The sequence below is a fragment of the Actinomadura bangladeshensis genome (assembly GCF_004348335.1).
Lineage (GTDB): Bacteria > Actinomycetota > Actinomycetes > Streptosporangiales > Streptosporangiaceae > Spirillospora > Spirillospora bangladeshensis.
This window is the reverse complement of sequence record NZ_SMJW01000131.1, coordinates 1-22630: the sequence shown is the minus strand read 5'-3', so window position 1 is coordinate 22630 and position 22630 is coordinate 1. Positions and strand designations below refer to the sequence as shown.

At 74.1% G+C, this 22630-nt stretch carries 19 protein-coding genes; 8 read left to right on the top strand and 11 right to left on the bottom strand.

Features of this window, described 5'->3' with window-relative positions; translation table 11 throughout:
- Nucleotides 1-18: 18 nt before the first annotated feature.
- Nucleotides 19-2352: a beta-glucosidase family protein gene (locus E1284_RS23815; RefSeq protein WP_131942350.1), complete on the top strand. Its 2334-nt coding sequence runs from the start codon at nt 19-21 to the stop codon at nt 2350-2352.
- The gene (locus tag E1284_RS23810) at nt 2349-3899 is read left to right on the top strand and encodes a glycoside hydrolase family 43 protein (RefSeq protein ID WP_243714705.1); all 1551 of its coding nucleotides are present in this window, start codon (nt 2349-2351) and stop codon (nt 3897-3899) included. The genes E1284_RS23815 and E1284_RS23810 overlap by 4 nt, the downstream gene beginning before the upstream one ends.
- A 63-nt stretch (nt 3900-3962) precedes the next feature.
- On the opposite strand, the gene E1284_RS23805 is transcribed toward E1284_RS23810, so the two are convergent.
- Nucleotides 3963-5168, bottom strand: coding sequence for an ROK family transcriptional regulator (locus E1284_RS23805; protein WP_131942349.1), 1206 nt, complete (start codon nt 5166-5168; stop codon nt 3963-3965).
- 89 nt (nt 5169-5257) lie between these two features.
- Between E1284_RS23805 and xylB the strand changes: the two genes are divergently transcribed.
- On the top strand, nt 5258-6640 hold the full coding sequence (gene xylB, locus E1284_RS23800; RefSeq protein ID WP_131942348.1) for a xylulokinase: 1383 nt from the start codon (nt 5258-5260) through the stop codon (nt 6638-6640).
- An 11-nt stretch (nt 6641-6651) separates the two neighbouring features.
- The gene (gene xylA, locus E1284_RS23795) at nt 6652-7812 is read left to right on the top strand and encodes a xylose isomerase (protein WP_131942347.1); all 1161 of its coding nucleotides are present in this window, start codon (nt 6652-6654) and stop codon (nt 7810-7812) included.
- Here the strand turns inward: xylA and E1284_RS23790 are convergent.
- Nucleotides 7794-8456, bottom strand: a complete 663-nt coding sequence (locus E1284_RS23790; protein ID WP_243714704.1) for a TetR/AcrR family transcriptional regulator — start codon at nt 8454-8456, stop codon at nt 7794-7796. The two genes, xylA and E1284_RS23790, sit on opposite strands and share 19 nt — an antisense overlap.
- A gap of 65 nt (nt 8457-8521) precedes the next feature.
- Here E1284_RS23790 and E1284_RS23785 point away from each other — a divergent pair, with 65 nt between their 5' ends.
- A complete protein-coding gene (locus E1284_RS23785) occupies nt 8522-9640 on the top strand; it encodes an FAD-dependent oxidoreductase (protein ID WP_131942346.1) in 1119 nt (372 codons plus the stop codon).
- On the opposite strand, the gene E1284_RS23780 is transcribed toward E1284_RS23785, so the two are convergent.
- Genes E1284_RS23780 through E1284_RS42590 form a run of 4 tightly spaced genes read right to left on the bottom strand, consistent with a single transcriptional unit; the run spans nt 9641 to nt 13081 of the window.
- Nucleotides 9641-10834, bottom strand: coding sequence for an ABC transporter permease (locus E1284_RS23780; RefSeq protein WP_243714703.1), 1194 nt, complete (start codon nt 10832-10834; stop codon nt 9641-9643).
- Nucleotides 10831-11520 carry an ABC transporter ATP-binding protein gene (locus E1284_RS23775; RefSeq protein WP_131942345.1) on the bottom strand — a complete coding sequence of 230 codons (690 nt, stop codon included), beginning with the start codon at nt 11518-11520 and terminating at the stop codon, nt 10831-10833. Before E1284_RS23775 ends, E1284_RS23780 begins: the two co-directional genes overlap by 4 nt.
- Entirely contained in the window at nt 11517-12560 is a 1044-nt protein-coding gene (locus E1284_RS23770) for a peptidoglycan-binding protein (RefSeq protein ID WP_243714702.1), read from the bottom strand. The genes E1284_RS23775 and E1284_RS23770 overlap by 4 nt, the downstream gene beginning before the upstream one ends.
- Entirely contained in the window at nt 12560-13081 is a 522-nt protein-coding gene (locus E1284_RS42590; RefSeq protein ID WP_207923916.1) for a hypothetical protein, read from the bottom strand. Before E1284_RS42590 ends, E1284_RS23770 begins: the two co-directional genes overlap by 1 nt.
- Nucleotides 13082-13250: 169 nt before the next feature.
- Between E1284_RS42590 and E1284_RS23765 the strand changes: the two genes are divergently transcribed.
- From E1284_RS23765 to E1284_RS23755, 3 genes are read left to right on the top strand one after another with little or no spacing between them, the layout of a single operon-like run.
- Nucleotides 13251-13907, top strand: a complete 657-nt coding sequence (locus E1284_RS23765; RefSeq protein ID WP_131942344.1) for a response regulator transcription factor — start codon at nt 13251-13253, stop codon at nt 13905-13907.
- Nucleotides 13904-15154: a sensor histidine kinase gene (locus E1284_RS23760; protein ID WP_131942343.1), complete on the top strand. Its 1251-nt coding sequence runs from the start codon at nt 13904-13906 to the stop codon at nt 15152-15154. The genes E1284_RS23765 and E1284_RS23760 overlap by 4 nt, the downstream gene beginning before the upstream one ends.
- Before the next feature lie 10 nt (nt 15155-15164).
- Complete coding sequence (locus E1284_RS23755) at nt 15165-15674, top strand: mycothiol transferase (protein WP_131942342.1); 510 nt, start codon at nt 15165-15167, stop codon at nt 15672-15674.
- A 13-nt stretch (nt 15675-15687) separates the two neighbouring features.
- Here E1284_RS23755 and E1284_RS23750 read toward each other — a convergent pair whose 3' ends face one another.
- From E1284_RS23750 to E1284_RS23730, 5 genes are all read right to left on the bottom strand, one after another.
- Nucleotides 15688-17409 (bottom strand): sensor histidine kinase, encoded by a 1722-nt coding sequence (locus tag E1284_RS23750; protein ID WP_131942341.1) that lies wholly within the window; start codon nt 17407-17409, stop codon nt 15688-15690.
- 35 nt (nt 17410-17444) lie between these two features.
- Nucleotides 17445-18755 carry a glycosyltransferase family 4 protein gene (locus E1284_RS23745; protein WP_243714701.1) on the bottom strand — a complete coding sequence of 437 codons (1311 nt, stop codon included), beginning with the start codon at nt 18753-18755 and terminating at the stop codon, nt 17445-17447.
- 114 nt (nt 18756-18869) lie between these two features.
- On the bottom strand, nt 18870-20054 hold the full coding sequence (locus E1284_RS23740; RefSeq protein ID WP_243714700.1) for a L,D-transpeptidase: 1185 nt from the start codon (nt 20052-20054) through the stop codon (nt 18870-18872).
- A gap of 204 nt (nt 20055-20258) precedes the next feature.
- A complete protein-coding gene (locus E1284_RS23735; RefSeq protein ID WP_131942338.1) occupies nt 20259-21428 on the bottom strand; it encodes a L,D-transpeptidase in 1170 nt (389 codons plus the stop codon).
- A gap of 127 nt (nt 21429-21555) precedes the next feature.
- Nucleotides 21556-22335, bottom strand: coding sequence for a VC0807 family protein (locus tag E1284_RS23730; RefSeq protein WP_243714699.1), 780 nt, complete (start codon nt 22333-22335; stop codon nt 21556-21558).
- Nucleotides 22336-22630: the final 295 nt, after the last annotated feature.

Below are 22630 nucleotides of genomic sequence, written 5' to 3'. Positions count from 1 at the left end.
GGTCCACACGGAGGAACGATGACCGAAGCCGTCCCGGCCGCGAGCGCGACCCGCGAGCCCTGGCAGGACCCCGGGTCGCCGGTCGCCGAGCGGGTCGCCGACCTGCTGGCCCGGATGACGCCGGAGGAGAAGGCGGGGCAGCTCGCCGGCTTCTGGGCGATGCCCGCCGAGCCGGGCGAGCCCGTGGCCCCGATGGAGGACGACTCGAACGAGACCGCCCCGTCCCTGGACGAGGTCATCGAGCGCGGCCTCGGCCAGCTCACCCGCGTGTTCGGGACCTCGCCCGTCCCGGCCGCCGAGGGCGCCGCCCGGCTGCGCGAGCTGCAGAGCCTGGTCGCCGCCGGCAACCGGTTCGGCATCCCCGCGATCGCGCACGAGGAGTGCCTCAACGGCTTCATGACGTGGGGCGCCACCGTCTTCCCGAGCCCGCCGGCGTGGGGCGCCACCTTCGACGCCGACCTGGTCGGCGAGATGGCCGCCGCGATCGGGTCCTCGATGCGGGCGGCCGGCGTCCACCAGGGTCTCGCGCCGGTGCTGGACGTCGTACGCGACGCCCGCTGGGGCCGGACGGAGGAGTGCATCGGCGAGGACCCGTATCTCGTCGGGGTCCTCGGCACGGCCTATGTGAGAGCCATGGAACGGTCCGGCATCGTCACGACGCTGAAGCACTTCGCCGGCTACTCCGCCTCCCGCGCGGGCCGGAACATGGCGCCGACCCCGATCGGGCCGCGCGAGTTCGCCGACATCATCCTCGAACCGTTCGTCATGGCGCTGCGCGACGGCGGCGCCCGCTCGGTCATGCACTCCTACACCGACGTGGACGGCATGCCGGCCGCCGCCGACGAGCGGCTGCTGACCGGGCTGCTGCGCGACGAGCTGGGCTTCACCGGGCTCGTCGTGGCCGACTACTTCGGCATCTCGTTCCTGGAGACGCGGCACCGGGTGGCCGGGTCGCGGGGCGAGGCCGGCGCCCTCGCGCTGCACGCCGGGATCGACGTGGAGCTGCCGACCGTCCGCTGCTACGGCGAGCCGCTGCTGGAGCTGGTCCGCTCCGGCGCGGTCCCGGAGGAGCTGCTGGACCGGGCCGCCGGGCGGGTGCTGGCGATGAAGGCCGAGCTCGGCCTCCTGGACGGCGTGCCCCGGCAGCAGGCCGCGGACGGGGACGGCGCGGCACTGGACTTCGACCCGCCCGCGCACCGGGCGCTCGCGCGGCGGCTGGCCGAGGAGTCGGTCGTCCTGCTGGCCAACGACGGCGTGCTGCCGCTGCGCTCCGGCGACGGTGTCGTGGTGACGGGGCCGCTCGCGGAGGACCCGTTCGGGATGATGGGCTGCTACACGTTCCCGAGCCACGTCGGCCGCCAGCATCCCGAGCTGCCGCTCGGCGTGGACATCCCCGCCGTGGCGGACGCGCTGCGCGATGAGCTGCCCGGCGTCCGGGTGGCGGGCTCCAAGGACGTGCTCGTCGCCGACGACGCCGACATCGAGGCCGCCGCCGCGGCGGCCCGGGACGCCGAGGTGTGCGTGCTCGTGCTCGGCGACCGGGCCGGGCTCTTCGGCCGCGGCACCTCCGGCGAGGGCTGCGACGTCGAGACGCTCGCGCTGCCCGGACGGCAGGCGGAGCTCGCCCACGCCGTCCTGGACACCGGCACGCCCACGGTCATCGTGATGCTCACCGGCCGGCCGTACGCGATCGAGGGCATCGCCGACCGGGCCGCCGCCGTGGTGCAGGCGTTCTTCCCCGGGGAGGAGGGCGGACGCGCGGTCGCGGGCGTCCTCGCCGGGCGGGTCGACCCGTCCGGGCGGATGCCGATCAGTGTGCCGCGCCGCGCGTCCGGCCCGCCCGTCACCTACCTGCGGGCGCCGATGGACGGCGGGCACGACTGGAGCACGGTCGACCCCGTCCCGCTCTACCCGTTCGGCCACGGCCTGACCTGGACGACGTTCGAGTACGGGGACCTGGAGGTCGGCGAGCGCGCCGCCACCGACGGCACGGTCACGGTCAGCGCGGTCGTCCGCAACACCGGCGACCGGGCGGGCACCGAGGTCGCGCAGCTGTACCTGTCGGACCCGGTCGCGTCCGTGGTGCGGCCGGCGCGCTGGCTCGCCGGGTGGGCCCGGGTCCGGCTGGAGCCGGGCGCGGCGGCCCGCGTCGCGTTCCAGGTGCACGCCGACCGGACCTCCTTCACCGGGCCGGACCTGCGCCGCATCGTCGAGCCCGGCGTGGTGGAGGTCGCGGTCGGGCGGTCGAGCGCCGACCTGCCGCTGGCGGGATCCTTCACGCTGGAGGGCCCGGTCCGGGAACTCGGCACGGACCGCGTCCTCACCGTGCCGGTGGAGGTGACGCCGCTTTGACCCTGCCCGGCGGCCCCGCGTCCGGCATGTTCGGCAACCCCGTGCTGCCGGGCTTCCACCCCGATCCGTCGATCTGCCGCACCGGCGACGACTACTACCTGATGACGTCGACGTTCGAGTGGTTCCCCGGCCTGCCGGTGTTCCACAGCCGCGACCTGGTGCACTGGCGGCGGATCGGGCACGCGCTCGACCGGCCGGAGCAGCTCCCGCTGGACGGCGTCCCGGCGTCCGGCGGCCTCTACGCGCCGACGCTCCGCCACCACGACGGCACCTTCTACCTCGTCTGCACGCTCGTGGACGGGGCCGAGTGGTCCGGCCACTTCGTGATGACCGCCTCCGACCCGGCCGGCCCGTGGTCGCAGGCGCACCGGCTGGACGGCGAGGGCATCGACCCGTCCCTGTTCTTCGACGACGACGGCCGCGCCTGGTGCACCGGCACCCGGCCGACCGGCCGGTACGAGGGGCACACCGAGATCTGGCTGCGCGAGTTCGACCCGGCGGCGCTCGCGCTGACCGGCGAGGAGCACGTGATCTGGGACGGGGCGCTCAAGGGCGCGATCTGGTCGGAGGGCTCCCACCTCTACAAGGCCGGCGGGCGGTACTACCTGCTCACCGCCGAGGGCGGCACCGCCCTGGACCACGCCGTGATGGTCGCGCGCGCCGACGCGGTGACCGGCCCGTACGAGGGGAATCCCCGCAACCCGATCCTGACCAACCGCAACCTCGGCGCCGGCCATCCCATCGTCGGCGCCGGGCACGCCGACCTGGTGGAGACGCCGGGCGGCGAATGGTGGACGGTGCTGCTCGCGATGCGCCCGCACCACGGCGACCGGTGCGCCCTCGGCCGGGAGACGTTCCTGGCGCCGGTCGGCTGGGAGGACGGGTGGCCGGTCACCGCCGGCCGGCTGGAGGCGAGCCACCCGGTGCCCGCGCTCCCGCCGCACCCGTGGCCGGCGGCCCCGGTCTGCGACCAGTTCGACGGGCCCGAGCTGGACCCGGCCTGGAACATGCTGCGGACACCGCGGGAACGGTGGTGGAGCCTGGCCGAACGTCCCGGGCACCTGCGGCTGCGCGTCCGCCCGGAGAGCCTCGCCGACCCCGGCAACCCGTCGTTCGTCGGGCGGCGGCAGCAGCACCACGACTTCGCCGCCTTCACCGCGCTGGACTTCGCTCCCGCCGACGACGAGTCGGCGGGGCTCGCGCTCGTCCAGAACGGCGACTTCCACGTCCTGCTGGTGTCGACGAGCATGGGGCTGCGCCTCGTCAAGCGCGAGCAGGGCATCGAAACGGTCCTCGCGCGAGGACCGGCCGTTTCAGGGCCGGTCGGGCTGGGCTTCGAGGCGCACGGCCGCTGGTACCAGGCGACCTGCAGCGTGGAGCCGGGCGTCTGGACGCCGCTCGGCGATCCCGTGGACGGCGACATCCTCACCAGCCAGGTCGCGGGCGGCTTCACCGGCACCTACATCGGCCTCTACGCGACGTCCGGCGGCCGGGCGAGCACGAACCACGCCGACTTCGCCTGGTTCGAGTACACCCCGCTTCGTTGACCTGCGGCGTGTTGTTGTTATCGCCCGCCTGATAACAACAACACGCCGCAGGTGAACGGTTGTTCAGAGCAGGAGGGCGGGGTCGGCTATCACGCGCTCCACGACGAGGCCGGCGGCGCCGAGGACGGCGGCGCCCTCGGCGAGCCCGGAGACCTCGACCGGCGGAACGCCGCGCCGCAGCGCGCCGGAGCCGTTCGCGAGGACGTCCTGGAGCGGCGGCCGCACCCATGGCGACAGCGGGGAGAACACGCCGCCGAGCACGATCGTGTCGGGGTCGATCAGGTTGACGACCGAGGCGAGCGCGCCGCCGAGCGCGCGGCCGGCGCGGGCCACCGCCTCCAGCGCGGCCGCGTCGCCGGCGGTGAGCCGCTCCACGAGCCGGCCGACCGAGCCCTCCGGCCCGCCGGCCGGCCGCGTCGCGGGCAGCCCGGCCGCGCGCAGGACCGCCTCCTGGCCGGCGATCTGCTCCAGGCAGCCGCGCCCGCCGCACGAGCAGGGCGGCCCGGCCGGGTCGGCGACCAGATGCCCGAGCTCGCCGGCGAAGCCGTGCGCGCCGCGGAACACCCGCCCGTCCACGACGATGCCGGCGCCGATCCCGATCTCGCCGGACACGTGCACGAAGTCGCCGAAGCGGGCGCCGCCGCCGAACCACAGTTCGCCGAGCGCGGCGAGGTTGGCCTCGTTGTCGTACTCGGCCGGCAGCGCCGTCGCGAGGCCGGGCGCGCCGGTGACGGGGACGTCGGTCCAGCCGAGGTTCGGGGCGTGCCGCACCACCCCGTTCTCGCGGTCGAGCAGGCCGGGCAGGGCGACCGCGGCACCGGCGACGGTGAGGCCCTGCGCGGCGGCGGCGGCGACCGCCTCGGCGGCGAGCGCGGACAGCGCGGCGAGGACGGCGCCGGGCTCGCGGCCGCGGTTGCCGGAGCTGATCACGTGCCGGTAGCGGACCTGCTTGGCGAGGTCGAGGACGCAGGCGGCCAGGTAGTCCACGTTCACCTCGAGGCCGAGCCCGGCGGCGCCGTCGCCGTGCAGGGACACGCCGACGCCGGGACGCCCGCGCTCCCCCTCGTGGACGGGCGCGCCGTCCCGGACCAGCCCGGCGCCCTCCAGCAGGGCGACGAGGTTGGACACGGTCGTCTTGGTGAAGCCGGTCAGCTCCGCGAGCCGCGCTCTGGTCACGGGCTGGTGGAGGGCCACGTGCTCCAGGACGACGGCGAGGTTCCGCTCGCGCATCGTCGCGTGCCGGACGGGGGCGTTCGCGGACTTTGTCATGGATCAACCCTAAATGAAACGCGACTATAGGCAGGGCGGCGGCCCTCTGCTAGGTTAATTAGTCCAAGCTCTTTACGAAAGGGGACGGGATGGCCGAGAGCCTGGTCGCGGGCGTCGACTCCTCGACGCAGTCGACGAAGGTCGTCCTGTGCCGCGCTGCGGACGGCACCGTGGTCGCGGAGGCGTCCGCACCGCATCCGGACGGCACCGAATGCCACCCCGACCACTGGTGGAGCGCGCTCTCGCACGCCCGGGAGCTGCTGGAGCGGGCCGACGCGGTCGCCGTCGCCGCCCAGCAGCACGGCATGGTCGCGCTCGACGGCACGGGCGAGGTCGTCCGGCCCGCGCTGCTGTGGAACGACACCCGGTCGGCTCCGCAGGCCCGCGCGCTCGTCGAGGAACTCGGCGGCGCGAAGGCGTGGGCGGAGCGGACCGGCAGCGTCCCGGTCGCCTCGTTCACCGTGACCAAGCTGCGGTGGATGGCCGAGAACGAGCCCGCCAACGCGCGCCGCACCGAGCGGGTGATGCTCCCGCACGACTGGCTGACGCTGCGGCTCGGCGCGTCCGAGCCGGTCACCGACCGGGGCGACGCGTCCGGCACCGGCTACTGGTCCCCCGCCGCCGGCGCGTACCTGCCCGACCTGCTGCGCGCCGCGCTCGGCCGCGACGCCGCGACGCCGCGCGTCGCCGCGCCCGGCGAGAAGGTCGGCGAGACGTCCTGGGGCGCGGCGCTCGGCGCCGGGACGGGCGACAACATGGGCGCCGCGCTCGGCCTCGGGCTGCGGCCGGGCGACGTCGTGGTGTCGATCGGCACGTCCGGGACGGCGTTCGCGGTCGCGGACGAGCCCGCCGCCGACGCCTCCGGCCTGGTCGCCGGGTTCGCCGACGCGACCGGCCGGTTCCTGCCCCTCGTCGCCACGCTGAACGCCGCCCGGATCCTGTCCGCCGCCGCCGCCATGACCGGCGCCACGCTGGCGGAGCTGTCCGCGCTCGCCCTCGCCGCCGAACCCGGCGCCGGCGGCGTGACCCTGCTCCCCTACCTGGACGGCGAGCGCACCCCCGACCGCCCCGACGCGTCCGGCGTCCTCGCCGGCCTGACCACCGCGAACGCGACCCGCGAGAACGTGGCGCGGGCGGCGGTGGAGGCGCTGCTGTGCTCGCTCGCCGACGCGGTCGACCACCTCGCCGCGCAGGGCGTCCGGCCCCGCCGCACCCTGCTGATCGGCGGCGGCGCCCGCTCCGAGGCCGTCCGCGCCCTGGCCCCCGCGATCCTCGGGACGCCGGTGACCGTGCCCGAGCCCGCCGAGTACGTCGCGCTCGGCGCGGCCCGGCAGGCGGCCTGGGCGCTCGCGGGGACGCCGGAACCGCCCGCGTGGCCCGCGCCGCCGGCCACCGAACACACCAGCGACCGCACCGCGGCGGACGTCCGGGCGCGCTACGCCGCGCTGCGCGACGCCGCCCCGGAGATCTGAGGAGGTTTCCCATGACCGACTACGCACCGACGCCCGAGGACCGGTTCTCGTTCGGCATCTGGACCGTCGGCTGGCAGGGCGTCGACGTGTTCGGCCCCGGCACCCGCCCGCCGATGCCCGCCGACCGCGCCGTCCGCAAGCTCGCCGAGATCGGCGCCTACGGCGTGAACTTCCACGACAACGACGTGTTCGACTTCGACGCCTCGCCCGGCGAGCGGCAGGAGAAGATCGACGCGTTCCGCAAGGCCCTCGACGAGACCGGCCTCGTCGTCACCACCGCCACCACGAACCTGTTCGGCCACCCGATCTTCAAGGACGGCGCGTTCACCGCCAACGACCGCGACGTCCGCCGGTTCGCGCTCCGCAAGGTCATGGACAACCTCGACCTCGCCGCCGAGCTCGGCGCCAAGACCTATGTGTGCTGGGGCGGCCGCGAGGGCGCCGAGTCGGGCGCCGCGAAGGACGTCCGGGCGGCACTGGACCGCTACAAGGAGGCGTTCGACGTCCTCGGCGCCTACGTCGCCGACCAGGGCTACGACCTGCGCTTCGCGATCGAGCCGAAGCCGAACGAGCCGCGCGGCGACATCCTGCTCCCCACCATCGGCCACGCCCTCGCCTTCATCCAGACCCTGGAGCACGCCGACAGGGTCGGCCTGAACCCCGAGGTCGGGCACGAGGAGATGGCCGGGCTCAACTACGCGCACGGCCTCGCCCAGGCGCTGTGGCAGGGCAAGCTCTTCCACATCGACCTGAACGGGCAGACCGGTCCCCGCTACGACCAGGACCTCCGCTTCGGCGCCGGGAACACGCGCGGCGCGTTCTGGGTCGTCGACCTCATCGAGAACAGCGACTACAGCGGCCCGATCCACTTCGACTTCAAGCCGCCGCGCACCGAGGACGACGAGGGCGTGTGGGAGTCGGCCGCGGCCTGCATGCGCAACTGGCTGATCCTGCGCGACAAGGTCCGCGCGTTCCGCGCCGACCCCGACGTCCAGGACGCCCTGCGCCAGGCCAAGCTGGACGAACTCGCCCAGCCCACCCTCGCCGAGGGCGAGGACTGGCGCGCCGTCCGCAGCGCCACCGCCGACGCCGACGCCCTCGGCGCCCGCCGCACCGCCTTCGAACACCTCGACCAGCTCGCCCTGGAGCACCTCTACGGCGTCCGCTCCTGACGCCGTTCCCGCACTGAAGCCCGTCCCTGGGCACCCGGGGGCGGGCTTCCGGCATGTCCCGCCGGGTCCAGCGCGCCGTTCACCATGGCCCGGGTGAGGGTGCGGGCCTCTTCCAGGGTGACCGTTCCGGTCGGGCGGGTCACCAGGCCGAACAGGCTTGCGCCGTAGAGGGTGATCAGCGCTCGTACCTGGTCGCGGGAGGTTTCCAGCCCTAGATCGCGGTGCATCCGGACGGTGAAGTCGAGGGTGGGCTCTTCCAGTTGGGCCAGTGCCTCGCGCAGGTGGGGGCGGCGGGTCGCCTCCAGGGTCAGTTCGTAGACGGCCAGGTAGCGGGTGCGCTGCTCGGTGGCCGAGTAGTGGAGCGACAGCGCGACCAGTTCGATGAGGGTCTCCCGGTCGGCGGGGGTCGCGGTTCCGCCTGTCGCGGCCGTCATGTCCTGCTTGTGCAGTTCGATCACGCGGTCGGCGGCCGCCTGGAGCAGGGCGTCCCTGCTGCGGAAGTAGTTGGAGGCCGTGCCCGGCGGGAGGCCGGTCCGCTCGTCCACCGAGCGGTGGCTCAGGCCGTGGATCCCGGCCCGTCCCAGCACCTCGATCGCGGCGTCGGCGATGGCGCGGCGGCGCTCCAGGTTCTGCGGTGGAGGCACCCCGCCAGATTATCACTAACCGGTTAGTACTATCATCGTAGTGATAACGAGCGGCGGGAGGCGTCATGCGGGTACTGGTGATCGGTGCGGGGGTCGGGGGGCTGGCCGCGGCGGCGGCGCTGCTGGCGGACGGGCACGAGGTGCGCGTCGCCGAGGCGGCGGACGAGCCGCGCACCGGCGGGGCGGCGGTGACGCTGTGGAGCAACGGGACCGGCGTCCTGCGCGATCTCGGCGTGTCGCTGGACGGGGTCGGCGCCCCCATCGACGTCCTGGAGCAGCTGGCCGAGGACGGGCGGCGCCTGGTCAGCATCGACGTCGCGCGGGCGGCGCGGGTGCACGGGCACCCGCACATCTGCCTGCCGCGCAGGCGCCTGCTGGAACGGCTCGCGGCCGCCCTGCCGGACGGGGTCGTCGAGTTCGGCCGCGCCTGCACCGGTGTCTTCCAGGAGGGTGAGACGGTGCGGGTCGGGTTCGCGGACGGATCGTCCGCCGAGGCCGATCTGGTGGTCGGGGCGGACGGGCGGCGCTCGGTGGTCCGCGACCACCTGTGGGGCGGCGATCCGGGCGAGCCGACCGGGTGGGGCACGTGGCAGGGGCTCGGGCCGATACCGATCGACGCGGTGTCCTCGCGCACCGGGCTGATGATCGCCGGCCGGGCCGGGAGCGTCGGGCTGATGCCCGCCGGGGAAGGGCTCCTGCAGTGGTGGTTCGACATGCCCTGGTCGCCGGACGACCCGCCGCTCACCGAGCCCCTCTCCGAGATCCGGCGGCGGTTCGGGCACTGGTGTGCGCCCGTGCCCGAGGTGCTGGCGGCGGTGCGGGAGGCCGACGTGGAGCTGTTTCCGCACTACCGGCACCGGGTGCCGAGAAGGTGGGGAAACGGGCGCGTCACGCTCGCCGGCGACTCGGCGCACTCGATGCCGCCGACCCGCGCGCAGGGCGCCAACCAGGCGCTGGAGGACGCGTGGATGCTGGCGGCCGTCCTGCGCCGGATGCCGGGCGACATCCCCGCCGCCTTGCGCGAGTACGAGCGGAAGCGCTCGCGCAAGGCGGGGATCGTCGCCCGGCATGCCGGCAGCGAGGACCTCAACCGGCTGCCCTCATTCGTGGCCCGGCTCATCCCCGACGGGCTGACCGGCCTCTACTACACGCGCTGGCTCGCGCAGATCAGCGACTTCCTGTGATCACGGGGCGGCCAGGGCCTCGGTGGGGGCGAGGCGGGCCGCGCGGATGGCCGGGTAGAGGCCCGCGACAGCGCCGATGAGCAGGGTGGCGAGGATCCCGCCGGCCATCGCCCATACCGGGACGACGGTCGGCCAGCCCTGCGTCACCGCGAACACGGCGGTGACGACGATGCCGATGGCCACGCCGCCGACGCCGCCGAGCGCCGCCAGGAGCTGCGACTCGGTGAGGAACTGCAGGCGGATCTGGCCGCGGGTCGCGCCGAGGGAGCGGCGCAGCCCGATCTCCGCGCGGCGCTCCAGGACGGAGATCACCATCGTGTTGGCGACACCGACGCCGCCGACCAGCAGCGCGACGCCGCCGAGGCCGAGGAGCAGGCCGGTGAACGCCTCGTCGGTGGCGTTCCGCGCGGCGAGCGCGTCGGACGGGCGGCTGACCTCCACCTCGGTCGGGGCCTGCGGGTTCGCGGTGGCGGCGAGCAGGTTCCGGACCGTCTCCACCGCGTCCTCGCGGGCGCGGGTGTAGATGGTGGTGGGGTGGCCGTCGAAGCCGAGGTGGGCGACGGCGGCGTCCCAGCCGACGAGGGCGGTGGAGTCCATCTCCGGGACCAGCTCGTTCGGTTCGAGGACGCCGACGACGGTGAACCACTGCGCGCCGAGCCACACCTGGACGTTCGGCGCCGCCACGCCGAGCCGGTCGGCCGTGTCCGCCCCGAGCACGACGGCCGGGTATCTCGCCGTGCCCACATTGAGCCAGGTGCCGGCGGCCATGCTGAGGCCGACGGTCTCCGGGAGGTCGAGGCGGGCGGCGAGGACGGCGATGCCGCCGTTCTGCCCCTCCGGGATGTGGTCGTTGCGGTAGACGCTGGTGTCGTCCAGCCTGCCGGTGGCCGACGCCGACTCGACGTCCGGCATCCGCGCCACCATGCCGACCGACTCGTCCGGCAGGTCGGAGTCCGCGCCGAAGAAGTCCTTGCCGGGCCCGACCGTGAGGAGGTTGGTGCCGAGCCGGTCGAGGGTGGCCTGGAGCTGCGCGCGGCTGGACGTGGAGATGCCGACCACGCCGATCATCGCGGCGATCCCGATCGCGATGCCGAGCGCGGACAGGAACACCCGCATCGGGCGGGACCGCAGCCCGGCGGCGCCGACGCGCAGCACGTCCCCCGGGCCGAGCCGGGGCGGGGTCGTCGCGGTCACCGTGCGGCCTCCATCCGCGTGTCGTCGTGGACGATCCGGCCGTCGCGCATCCGCACCTGGCGGGGCAGCAGCGCGGCGATGTCCCGGTCGTGCGTGATCAGCACGACGGTCGTGCCGCCGGCGGACAGCTCCCGCAGCAGGTCCAGGACGCCCGCGCCGGACGCCGAGTCCAGCGCGCCGGTCGGCTCGTCCGCCAGCAGCAGCGCGGGCTCGCCGACGACCGCGCGGGCGATCGCCACCCGCTGCCGCTCCCCGCCGGACAGCTGGTGCGGCCGGTGGCCGAGGCGGTGCCCGAGCCCGACCCGCTCCAGCGCGCGGCGGGCCCGGCGGCGCCGCTGCGCGAGCGGCACGCCCCCGTAGAGCAGGCCGTCCGCGACGTTGTCCAGCGCGCTGACGCCGGCCGCGAGGTGGAACTGCTGGAAGACGAACCCGATCCGGCGGGCGCGCAGCGCCGACAGCCGCCGGTCCGGCAGCCGCGACACGTCCGTGCCCTCGACCATGACGGTCCCGGCGCTCGGCAGGTCGAGCGTGCCGAGCAGGTGCAGCATCGTCGACTTCCCGGACCCGGACGGCCCGACGATCGCGACCAGCTCGCACTCCTCGACGGCCAGCGACACCCCGTCCAGCGCCGTGACCCCGCCCGGATAGGTCTTGGTGACCTCGCGCAACTCCACGACGGCCGTCATGAGGGCACCCCGACTTTCATGCCTTCCTTCAGGCCGGATCCCGTGATCTCGACCTCGCCTTCGGCGAACACGCCGGTTTCCACCGGGACCGTGCGGACCCGTCCGTTCTCGACGACCTGGACGGCGTAGCCGCCGTCGCCCTGGGCGAGCAGCGCGCCGATCGGCACGGCGAGGACGCCGCGGTGCCGGTTCGCGGTGAAGCTCACCTTGACGGGCGCCTTGTCGTAGGAGCCGAGCGACTTCTGCGACTCGACCGAGATCTCGATCTCGACGGTCGACGGCTCGCCTTCCCTGCCCTCCTTCGCGACCTTCCCGACTGAGGCGACCTCGCCCTTGACGGTGTCGCCGGACGGCAGCTCGACCTCCACGCCGGCGCCCTTCTTGACGAGCCGCTGGTACTGCACGTCCAGCTCGACGCTCACAACGCGGGTCGTGCCGGTGCAGGTGAGGACGGGGCCGCCGATCCGGTCGCCGACGTGGGCCTTCCGCTCGGCGACCCTGATCCGGCCGGACGCGACGACGGCCGCACCCGGCTCGATCCGGCCGGTCTCGTCCACGCCGAGGTCGTCCTGCCAGCGTTTCACCGCCGCGACCGTGGCGGCGCTGTAGGTGTCGTCCACGGTGAACCCGGTGTAGCCCAGCGCCCGCAGGTTGCGTTCGAACTGTTCGACGTCGGCTCCTTCCGTCCCCTGGGAGAGCGGCCGGTAGAGCGGCAGCTTCCCGTACAGCAGCGGCACCGGCCTGTCGTCCACCCGGTACACCGGCCGGCCCCTGGAGATCACCGTTCCGGGCCCGGCGAGCCAGGTGAGGGTGCCGTGCCCCGCGCCGGTGACGGTGTGCGTGTCGCCGTAGCCGAGCGTCCCGTCGACGTCCTGGGTCTCGACGAGGGTCGTCCGCTCGATCGGCGCCGTCGCCGGCGGCAGCGTGCCGTGCGCGGCGGCGGGGTCGCCGCCGCCGCCGAGGCCGGCGGTCGCGAGACCGGCGCCGCCGGCCACGACCACCCCGGCCGCGCCCAGCACGATGGTGCGCCTTCTGGCCACTAGTCCTCGCCCTTCTCGCCGGACGGGCCCGTCCCGCCCGGCTGGAGCCTGCCGCACGCCTTCTGCGCGGCCTTGAACTCCGCACTCTCCGGGTCTATGCCGGTGCCGGGACCGGCTTTGAGCCGCATCGTGCCGTCGGGCTTCGGGTCGGGGAACTCGCTGACGCCGTGGTCGCGCATGCACGTGGAGAACGCGCGCATCCTGGCCAGGTCCTCCGGCTTGGGCTTGCGCGGCTTGCCGCCGTTCGGCATCAGGTGCGCGCACTTCTTCTGCGCCGCCTCGACCTCGCCACCGTTCTTCGGGACGCCTCCCTCGCCGGGCTTGCCGGACGCGCGGATCTCGACCCTGCCGTCCTTGGGGTCCGGCATGTCCACCCCGTTCTCCCGCATGCACTGGGCGAACTCGCGCAGCTTCTGGTCGTCACCGGCCGCCTTGGCGGTGCCGCCCGCGCCCCCGCACGCCTGCAGCCCGAAGGCGAGGGCCGGGACGAGTACCAGCACCCCGAGCGTCTGTCGTCGCATCGGTCGGTCTCCTCGATCGGTTCCGCCGGACGGTCCGCCGGCGGCGACCGCAAGTCCAGCGGCTGCCCGGTAACCCCGGCGTAACCGGATCGGGTTATGCCGGCGTTACGCCCGCTCCCCCAAGCTGGTCCCGGCGGGAACGGCGGCGCGGGACAAGGGGGCGGCGGACGTGCGGGTACTGATCGCCGAGGACGAGCGGATGCTCGCCGACTCGATCGCCGAGGGGCTGCGGGCCGAGGCCCTCGCCGTGGACGTGGTCTACGACGGGGACGCCGCGCTCGAGCGCCTCGGCGTCAACGACTACGACGTGCTCGTCCTGGACCGGGACCTGCCCGTGGTGCACGGCGACGACGTGTGCCGCGCGGTCGTGGAGTCCGGGGCGCTCGTCCGGGTGCTGATGCTCACCGCCGCCGTCACCGTCCCGGCGCGGGTCGACGGGCTGCGGCTCGGCGCGGACGACTACCTGACCAAGCCGTTCGCGTTCGAGGAGCTGGTGGCGCGGGTGCAGGCGCTCGCCCGGCGGGCCCGCCCGGCGGCGCCGCCGGCGCTGGAGCGCGCCGGGATCCGGCTCGACCCGGCCCGCCGCGAGGTGTACCGGGACGGCCGGTACGTGCACCTGGCGCGCAAGGAGTTCGGGCTGCTCGCCGAACTGCTGCGCGCGGAGGGGACGATCGTGTCCGCCGAGCGGCTGCTGGAGAAGGTGTGGGACGAGCACACCGACCCGTTCACCAACACCGTCCGGGTGACGCTGATGAAGCTGCGCCGCAGGCTCGGCGATCCCCCGGTCATCGAGACCGTCCCGGGAGCGGGGTACCGGATCCCATGACGCACCTCGGCGAGCGGCTGCGGCCGACGATCCGGATGCGGCTCACGCTGCTCTACACCGGCCTGTTCCTCTGCGCCGGGATCGTCCTGCTGGGGCTGACCTACCTGCTCCTGCAGAACAACCTGCCGAGGACCGCCGACCCGGTCGATGTGAACCAGGTCTTCGCCGGCGGCCCCGCGGAGTGGTCGCTCACGCCGCCGCCCGACGGGCGGCCCCCCGAGACCACCGTCCGGCGGGTGGAGGGGGTGCTGACCAAGGAGCGGGAGAACTACCAGCGGGAGACGCTGAACGCGCTGCTCACCCAGGGCGGCGTCGCGCTCGGGCTGGTGGCCGCGGCGGGGCTCGGTTTCGGCTGGCTGCTCGCCGACCGGGCGCTGCGGCCCGTCCACACGATCACCGAGACGGCGCGGCGGGTGGCGCGCAGCCACGACCTCACCGAGCGCATCTCCTACGACGGGCCGCGCGACGACGTGAAGGAGCTGGCCGACACCTTCGACACCATGCTCGGCCGGCTGGCGCGGGCGTTCGACGGGCAGCGGCGGTTCGTGGCGAACGCCTCGCACGAGCTGCGCACCCCGCTCGCCATCAACCGGACGCTCGTGGACGTGGCGGTGCGCCGCCCGGACGCCACCGACGACGTCAAGCGGCTCGGCGAGTCGCTGCTGGTGGTGAACGGCCGGCACGAGCGGCTCATCGACGGGCTCCTCACCCTCGCGGGCACCGAGGACGTCGTGGTGGACGCGGCGCCGCTCGACCTCGCGGACGTGGCGGCGCACGTCCTGGTGCAGTCCGCGCCCGAGGCGCGCGAGCACGGCGTGGGCACCGACCGGCGGCTCGGCCCGGCGCCCACCTCCGGCGACCCGGTGCTCGTGGAGCGGCTCGTGCAGAACCTCGTCGAGAACGCGATCCGGCACAACCACGACGGCGGCGGGCTGTCGCTCACCACCCGCGGCCGGGACGGATGGGCCGAGCTGGAGATCGCCAACACCGGGCCCGCCGTCCCCGGCTACGAGGTCGAGACGATCTTCGAGCCGTTCCGGCGGCTCGGCAACGACCGGATGCGCTCCGACCGCGGCTCCGGGCTCGGGCTGTCGATCGTCCGGGCGACGGCGACCGCGCACGGCGGCACGGTGACGGCGGCGCCGCGCCCCGGCGGCGGGCTCGTCGTCACCGTCCGGCTGCCCTCCCGGATGCCCGTCGGCGAACGGGCCGCGCCCGGGCTGAGAGATTCGGCCCGATCGGGGTAGCGTCCTTCCAATGACCAGTGCGCAATTGCTCACCGACGGGTTCGGCAGGATCCGGGAGGTCGTCCACGGCGCGGCCGGCGGGCTCGCCGCCCGGCAGCTCGCCTACCAGCCGGTCGAGGGGGCCAACTCGATCGCGTGGCTCGTCTGGCACCTCACCCGCATCCAGGACGACCACGTCGCGGACGCCGCCAGCACCGCGCAGGCGTGGACCGAGGACGGCTGGGCCGACCGGTTCGGCCTGCCGTTCGACCCCTACGACACCGGGTACGGGCACACGCCCGACGACGTCGCGGCGGTCCAGGTGGATTCGGCGGACCTGCTGACCGGCTACCACGACGCCGTCCACGCCCGGACGGTGAAGTACGTGTCCGGGCTGACCGACCGCGACCTGGAGCGCATCGTCGACCGCGCGTGGGACCCGCCGGTCACGCTCGCCGTGCGGCTGATCAGCGTGATCTCCGACGACCTGCAGCACGCCGGCCAGGCCGCCTACGTCCGCGGCCTCCTCGAACGCGGCTGACCCGGCCGGGCGGCTAGACCTCCTTGAGCGGGACGCGCCACACCAGGATCGTGCCGCCGCCCGGGCGGGCCCGGGTGCTGAAGGAGCCGCCGAGGTCCTCGGCGCGCTCGCGCATGTTGCGCAGGCCGCTGCGGCGGCCGCCCTCGGGGATGCCGACGCCGTCGTCCTCGACCCGGAGCGTGAGGTCGTCGTCGCCGACGTCGATGACGATGGCGGCCTCGCCGGCGCGGGCGTGCCTCGCCACGTTCGACAGCGCCTCCTGGACGACCGCGAGGAGCTGCTCGCCGGCCGCGTCGTCGACCGCGGTGTCCAGCAGCCCGGCGAGCCGCACCGACGGCGCGAAGCCGAGCCGCTCGGCGGCGGCGTCGACCAGCGCGTGCACGCGGCTGCGCAGCGACTCCTCGTCCGGCGGCGCCTGCAGCGCGAAGATGGTGGAGCGGATCTGCCGGATGGTGTCGTCCAGGTCGTCCACCGCCCGCTGCACCCGCGTCGCGACCTCCCGCTTCTGCGTGATCTTGATGGCGGCCATCAGCGTCATCGCGGTCGCGAACAGCCGCTGGATGACGGTGTCGTGCAGGTCCTTGGCGATGCGGTCGCGGTCCTCCAGCAGCGCCAGCCGCTCGGTGTCGCGGCGCCGGTCGGCCAGCTCCAGCGCGACCGCCGCCTGCCCGGCGAACGCCTCCAGCAGGCGCCGCGTCCCGTCGGAGAACAGCGCGCCGCCCGGCGGGTTGATCACGGTGATCGTGCCGCGCGCGGACGGGCCGGTGCCGAGCGGCACCACCAGCAGCGGCCCGACCGGCACGCCCGCCGGCGCGCCGGCCTCCGCCACCGCCGCCGAGCCGTCGGCCAGCCGCAGCGCCGCCCCCTCGGCGAACACCCGCCCCGACACCGAGCGCTCCAGCTCGAGCCGCTTGCCCCGCAGGCGGTGGGCGCCCTCGCCGTCCGCCGCCTCCAGCACGGCCGCGCGGCCCGTCTCGTCCACCAGCGTGACGCTGCTCAGCCGCGCGTCGGCGATCTCCCTGGCCCGGCGGGCGACGAGGTCGATGACGTCGTGGGTGTCGGTGCCCGACAGCAGCGCGGTGGAGATCTCGGCGGACGCCTCCAGCCAGCGCTCCCGGCGCCGCGTCTCCTCGTACAGCCGGGCGTTCTCGATCGCGACGCCGGCGGCCGTGGCCAGCGCGGTCACCACGACCTCGTCCTCCTCCTCGAAGGGGCCGCCGCCGGCCTTCTCGGTGAGGTAGAGGTTGCCGAACACCTCGTCCCGCACCCGGATCGGCACCCCCAGGAACGTCCGCATCGGCGGATGGTTCGCCGGGAAGCCGGACGAGGCGGGATGCTCGGCGAGGTCCGCCAGCCGCAGCGCGTGCGGCTCCCGGATCAGCAGGCCGAGGATGCCCTCGCCGTGCGGCCAGTGCCCGATCGCCTCGATCTCCTCGTCGCTCACCCCGGTCGTGACGAACCGGACGAGCCGCTCGCCCTCCTCCCCGATCACGCCGAGGGCGCCGTAGCGGGCGTCCACGAGGGTGGTGGCGGCCTCGACGATGCGCCGCAGCACCGTCGCCAGATCCAGCTCGCCGCCGATGGAGACCACGGCCTCCAGCAGCGCGTGCACGCGGTCGCGCGTCGACCGGGCCGCGTCCAGCCGGGACTGCAGCTCGGCCAGCAGATCGTCCAGCTTCAGCTCCGGCAGGACGAGCCGGGCGCGCTCGGCGCCGGAGCGGGGCTCCTCACTCACACCGCCAGTATCGCGTGCCCTCCCGGCGGGTCGAATCAGGGTCGCCGCGACGGTCCGGCCCGATCGCCCCGCCCGCCGGGGAGGACGGACGCGATGAGGCCCGACCAGCGGGGCCCGATGTGGGCGATGTCATGCCGGCGCACCGACCGCAGGGCCCGCTCGCCGAGCCGGTCGCGCAGGCCGGGGTCCTCGATCAGCTTGCGGAGCGCCGCGGTGAGGGCGTCGACGTCGCCGGCCGGGACGAGCAGGCCGTCCTCGCCGGGGGTGATCAGCTCGGCGGGGCCGTGCGGGCAGTCGAACGCCACGACCGGCAGGCCCATGCCCATCGCCTCGATGACGACCATCGGCATGCCCTCCCGGCGCGAGGAGAGGACGTAGAGCGAGGCGCGCCGCATCTCGGCCGGCAGGTCGGGGGTCCGGCCGCGCAGCTCGACCCGGCCGGTGAGGCCGAGGTCGGCGATCATCGCGCGGAGCCGGTCGCGGCGCACCCCGGAGCCGAAGATGCGCAGGGTCCAGCCGGGGTGCTCGGCGGCGATCGGCGCGTAGGCGCGCAGGAGCAGGTCGAAGCCCTTGGTGCGGACGAGCCGTCCGGCCGCGAGCACGACCCTGTGCTCGCGGCGGGACGGCGGCTCGGGAAGCGGCGGCGCCGCGTTCGGGATCCGGGCGATGCGGACGCCCGAGCCGGCCAGCGCCCGCGCGTAGTCGGCGCGGGCGGCCTCGGTGAGCACGGCGAGGGCGGTGAGCCGCCGGTAGGCGCGGACGACCTCCCGGCGGAGCGCGGGCCGGTAGGAGCCGAGGTCCATGTGGTCCTGCCCGATCGTCGCGACGCCGCGCGGGCCGAGTTCGGCGGCCAGCAGGACGAGGGAGGGCCGGGTCCCGATGAGCACGTCCGCCGGCGCGCCGTAGAGGGCGCGGAGGAGGCGGACGTCCGTCCACAGGGTCATGTGCCGGAACGACGCCTCGTCGACCGGGGTCAGCAGGCTCGGCAGGCGGGCGAGGAGGCGGGCCGCCCGGTTCGGGCGGGCGAGGCCGTCGTCGGCATAGGTCACCGCGACCCCTGCGGGCACCGGGAAGAACGGCCTGCGGCTCCGGCGCAGCACGCTGACGATCTCGACGTCGTGGTCGCGGGCCAGGTGCCCGCACAGGTTGAGCACCGTGCGGATCGTGCCGCCCGTCCCGTGCGCGTTCTGCAGCAGCACGCGGACGCGCGGACGGCCGCCGGGCGGCGGGACGAGGCGCCGCCACCGCAGCGGGCGCAGCGTCCAGAGCGCCGCGCGGCGCAGGACCCGGTGGGCCCCGCGCCGGACGCGGCGGCGAAGTCGCAGTGGTCGCGCGGACTCGTTCACCGGGCCCCCGATCGTCGCCGGCCGTGTCCCGGCCCCTTCCCGATCGCGGGCCCGCCGAACACCCGCCCGGCGTCGGCGCCCCGGTGTCGGCGCCCCGGTGTCAGTTCCCGGGCGTCACGCGGTGGAGACGGTGCGGTCGAGGGCGCCGCCCTTGACCCACCGCTTCCACGACATCTCGTAGTAGCTCCACCCGTTGTTCCAGTCCAGGCCGCGCTTGCTGCCGGTGATGACCACCGGGTCGCCGCGGTAGGAGAAGTTGTAGAACCACTGGGCGTCCTTGGGCGGGGAGTTGACGCAGCCGTGGCTGACGTTCTGGCGGCCCTGCGCCCAGATGGTCGAGGCCATCGAGTGGACGTACTCGCCGCTGTTGGAGATCCGCACCGCGAACGGGATGACCTCCTTGTAGCCGCCGTTCGCCTTGTCCTTCGGATCGACGCCCATCCACTCCGACGTCATGATCGCCGGATTCTCCTTGCCCATGGTCAGGTGGACGCCGCTGGTCGTGAGGAAGGTGTCGACGCCGTTGACCACGCGGCCGCCGCGGCCCGCGCTGATGGGCCAGCTGCGGACCGTCTTGCCGTTCTTCTTGACGACGGCCTTCTTGCTCTTGGTGCTGATATGGGTGATGTGCGAGTCGCCGATGCGGAACGTGCGCTTGAAGTCGGCCATGCCGTAGGTCCGCTTGCCCGACTTCACCCCGGCCAGCCTCGCCCGCAGCATGACCTTCTGGTTGGGCTGCCAGTACTGGCCGTTCTTCGTGCGGAAGACGACCGTGGTGTCGTTCATCCAGTACCACGCCCCGACGTTGGGCTTGGTGGACTTGACCTCCAGCGCCTGCTCCACGGCCTTCTTGTCGGCGACCGCGCGGTTGAACACGACCTGGATCGGCATGCCGACGCCGACCTTCTCGTTGCTGCTCGGCGTGACGTCGGCGATCTCCAGCCTGGCCGCGGCCTTCAGCGTCGCGAACGTGGCGTTGACCGTGGTCGACTTGCCCTCGGGGCTCTTGGCGACCGCGGTGACCTGGTACTTGGCGCCCGGACGCAGCGTCCGCGACTTCCACTTCGTCTTGTCGGCGGCCATCTCGCCGGCCACCGGCTTGCCCTTGAGGAGCACGGTGACCTGCTCGAGCGTGCCGCCCGCGGCCGTGACGACGACGCCGTCCTCTGGCGCGGCCTTGGTATTGCCGTTGCCCGGGTTGATCGTCACGTCCGGGACGCTCGCGTCGGCCTTCTCCCCGACGGTCACGCCGGCGTCCTTCTCGCCGCCCCCGCTGCAGGCGGTCGTGAGGAGGAGCACGACCCCCGCCATCCCCGCGCCAGCCCGGACCCCTGCGGAAACCCTCCGCTGCACCACGACCTCCCGATACCCCGCCGTCTATCCCAGAGACATTAGCGACAAAATCCGTCGATCATGCCATGACCCGGGGTTTTGGCCGGGGTCCGAGATCAAAGCGTTGCAAGGGCGGCGCGGCGCCGCGCGGGCGGCGCCGCCGCGGGCCTCCTAGCGGAGGGCGCTGCCCTGGCTCCACTTGGCGAAGGACATCTGCCAGAAGCTCCAGCCGTTGTCCCACTCGACCTCGCGGTCGGACCCGGTCAGCTTGATGACGTCGCCGCGCTGCATGGTGTCGTAGAACCACTTCGCGTTGGACGGGCTGACGTTGATGCAGCCGTGGCTGACGTTCGCCGACCCCTGCGAGCCGACCGACCACGGCGCCGAGTGGACGTACTCGCCGCTGTTGGAGAAGCGGACCGCGTAGTTGACGACCGTCTTGTAGTAGCCGGGGTCGCCCTCCTTGCGGCCGGGCGAGATCATCGTGACGGGGTTGCCCTTCTCCATCAGTAGGTGGACGCCGCTGGTGGTGGTGTACTCCCGGGTCTGCCCGTTGCCGGCGCTGAACGGGATCGTCCGCAGCTTCTCGCCGTCCCGCGTGACGGTCATCCTGTGCTCGCCGAGGTCGCCGGTGGTGATCTGCGCGGCGCCGATGCCGATCGTCGCCTGGGCGTCCTTGGCCCCGTACACGCCGCCGCCCGCGTCGACCCCGGCCAGCGAAGCGTGGAAGCGGACGGTCTGGTGCGGCTGCCAGTACGTCTTCGTCCGGTAGACGGCCTGGTCGGGCGCGACCCACCGCCAGGCGCCCTCGACGGGCTTGTCCGGAGTGACGCGCAGCGTCCGCTCCACGGCCGCCTTGTCGGTGACCGGGCGGTCGAACCTGACGAAGATCGGCATGCCGACGCCGACCTTCTCCCCCTTCACGTTCGGGGTCACATCGACGATCGACAGCGTCTTGGCCGGCTTGAGCGTGGTGAACGCGCTCGTCACCGTCCGGACCTCGCCGTCGTCGCGGGCCTGCGCGGTGACGGTGTAGGACGTCCCGGGCGTCAGCGTGCGGGTGGAGCGCCACGTCCGGTGGCCGTCGCCGAACGCCCCGGTGATGGTGGCGCCCTCGCCCTGGACGGTCACGTTCTGCAGCTTGCCGTCCGAGGTCTTCACCTCGATGGCGCCGTCCGGCTTGACCTGGGCGGTCCCGTCCGCGGGGGTGATCGTCACCTCGGTGTCCGACCCGCCCGAGGCCAGCTTGCCCGCGCCGCCGGCGCCGCAGCCGGTCACGAGCATCGCCACCGCGCCCGTACCGCCGGCCAGCACGATCCCCGCACGACCCTTGATCGCCACAAATCCCCCAAACCCGTCGAATTCACCCCGTGTACGGTGAATCTACCTACACATGGAGACGCCCCGGACCTCGGGGAAGTTCGGGGCGTTCGACGGGGACCCGCCGCTCAGACGGCCGTCCCGGCGCTCAGGCGGCCGTCCCGGCGGAGGCGGGCTCGCGGTTGATGTGGCGCACGACGCGCTTGAACCCCCAGACCGAGACGGCGATGCCGATCACGCCCAGCCCGGCGACGATGCCGGTGCGGATCCACAGGTACATGCTGATCGACTCGTTGAACAGCATCCAGAGGCTGACGCCGACGTTCACCAGCAGCACCCCCGACCACAGCAGCGAGATCTTCAGGAAGAACCGGTGCACCCGGTCGTGCTTGTAGAAGGCGTCGGGGATCGGCGCCATGTCCTTGGCCAGCTTCATGGCCAGCGGCCTGCCGAGCGGCACCGAGGCGAGGAACGCCAGGCTCACGCAGAGCGTGCCGAGCGTCGGCTGCAGGAAGTAGATGACCGCGCTGTGGGTGGCCGCCGCCAGGCCCGCGCGGACGGTCACGCCGACCGCGGCCAGCAGCAGCAGGCCCGACACCGGCCGCTTGCTCACGTACCGGTAGATGATGCCGCCGTAGACCCAGGCGACGGCGGCTACCAGCGCGCCGTTCAACCCGAGGAGCACCAGCGCGGTGTAGAACACCGCCACCGGTGCGATCACGCCCTCCACGAAGCGCGGGAGCGCGTGCAGGAGCAGCGCGGTCACCCGCGGCAGCTCGAACACGTGGTGCCCGACGGCCAGGCCCTGGCCGTCCTTCTCTTCGGGCGCCCGGCTGAGGCCGCCCTGCGCCTCGGGCGCGATCGACGTCGTTCGTTCCATCGAGTACTGTGCTCCCCGATCGGTGTGCATGAACTCGGATGTGCTCACGATTCGCCCCACCGTACGTGATGATCCGCAGGTCTTCGTCCGTTTTCCACCGATTCGCTCTGCGCGGCCGGTTCCCTGGTTAGTTCGGTTCCGGGAGCCGCCGGGTGCGGGTCGCGGCCGGATGCGGCCACGATCGAACCACTGCCTCCGGCGTTCTCTCCGACTCTAGGTGCCCCTCGCCCGGGGCCTTATCCGGGGCCGGTGCTCATTTGGCGAACGCCCCGCGGACCCTTGAACCGCGGTGGCACGGACCCGCTTCGCGCCCGTGCCGTCAGTCCCCGGGCGGGGTGGGCTG

Excerpts from the sequence above, each read along its gene's own strand:
- E1284_RS23760 (WP_131942343.1), top strand. The coding sequence starts at position 13,904 with ATGACGCACCTCGGCGAGCGGCTGCGGCCGACGATCCGGATGCGGCTC.
- xylA (WP_131942347.1), top strand. The coding sequence starts at position 6,652 with ATGACCGACTACGCACCGACGCCCGAGGACCGGTTCTCGTTCGGCATC.
- E1284_RS23755 (WP_131942342.1), top strand. The coding sequence starts at position 15,165 with ATGACCAGTGCGCAATTGCTCACCGACGGGTTCGGCAGGATCCGGGAG.
- E1284_RS23815 (WP_131942350.1), top strand. The coding sequence starts at position 19 with ATGACCGAAGCCGTCCCGGCCGCGAGCGCGACCCGCGAGCCCTGGCAG.
- xylB (WP_131942348.1), top strand. The coding sequence starts at position 5,258 with ATGGCCGAGAGCCTGGTCGCGGGCGTCGACTCCTCGACGCAGTCGACG.
- E1284_RS23775 (WP_131942345.1), bottom strand. The coding sequence starts at position 11,520 with ATGACGGCCGTCGTGGAGTTGCGCGAGGTCACCAAGACCTATCCGGGC.
- E1284_RS42590 (WP_207923916.1), bottom strand. The coding sequence starts at position 13,081 with ATGCGACGACAGACGCTCGGGGTGCTGGTACTCGTCCCGGCCCTCGCC.
- E1284_RS23805 (WP_131942349.1), bottom strand. The coding sequence starts at position 5,168 with ATGACAAAGTCCGCGAACGCCCCCGTCCGGCACGCGACGATGCGCGAG.
- E1284_RS23785 (WP_131942346.1), top strand. The coding sequence starts at position 8,522 with ATGCGGGTACTGGTGATCGGTGCGGGGGTCGGGGGGCTGGCCGCGGCG.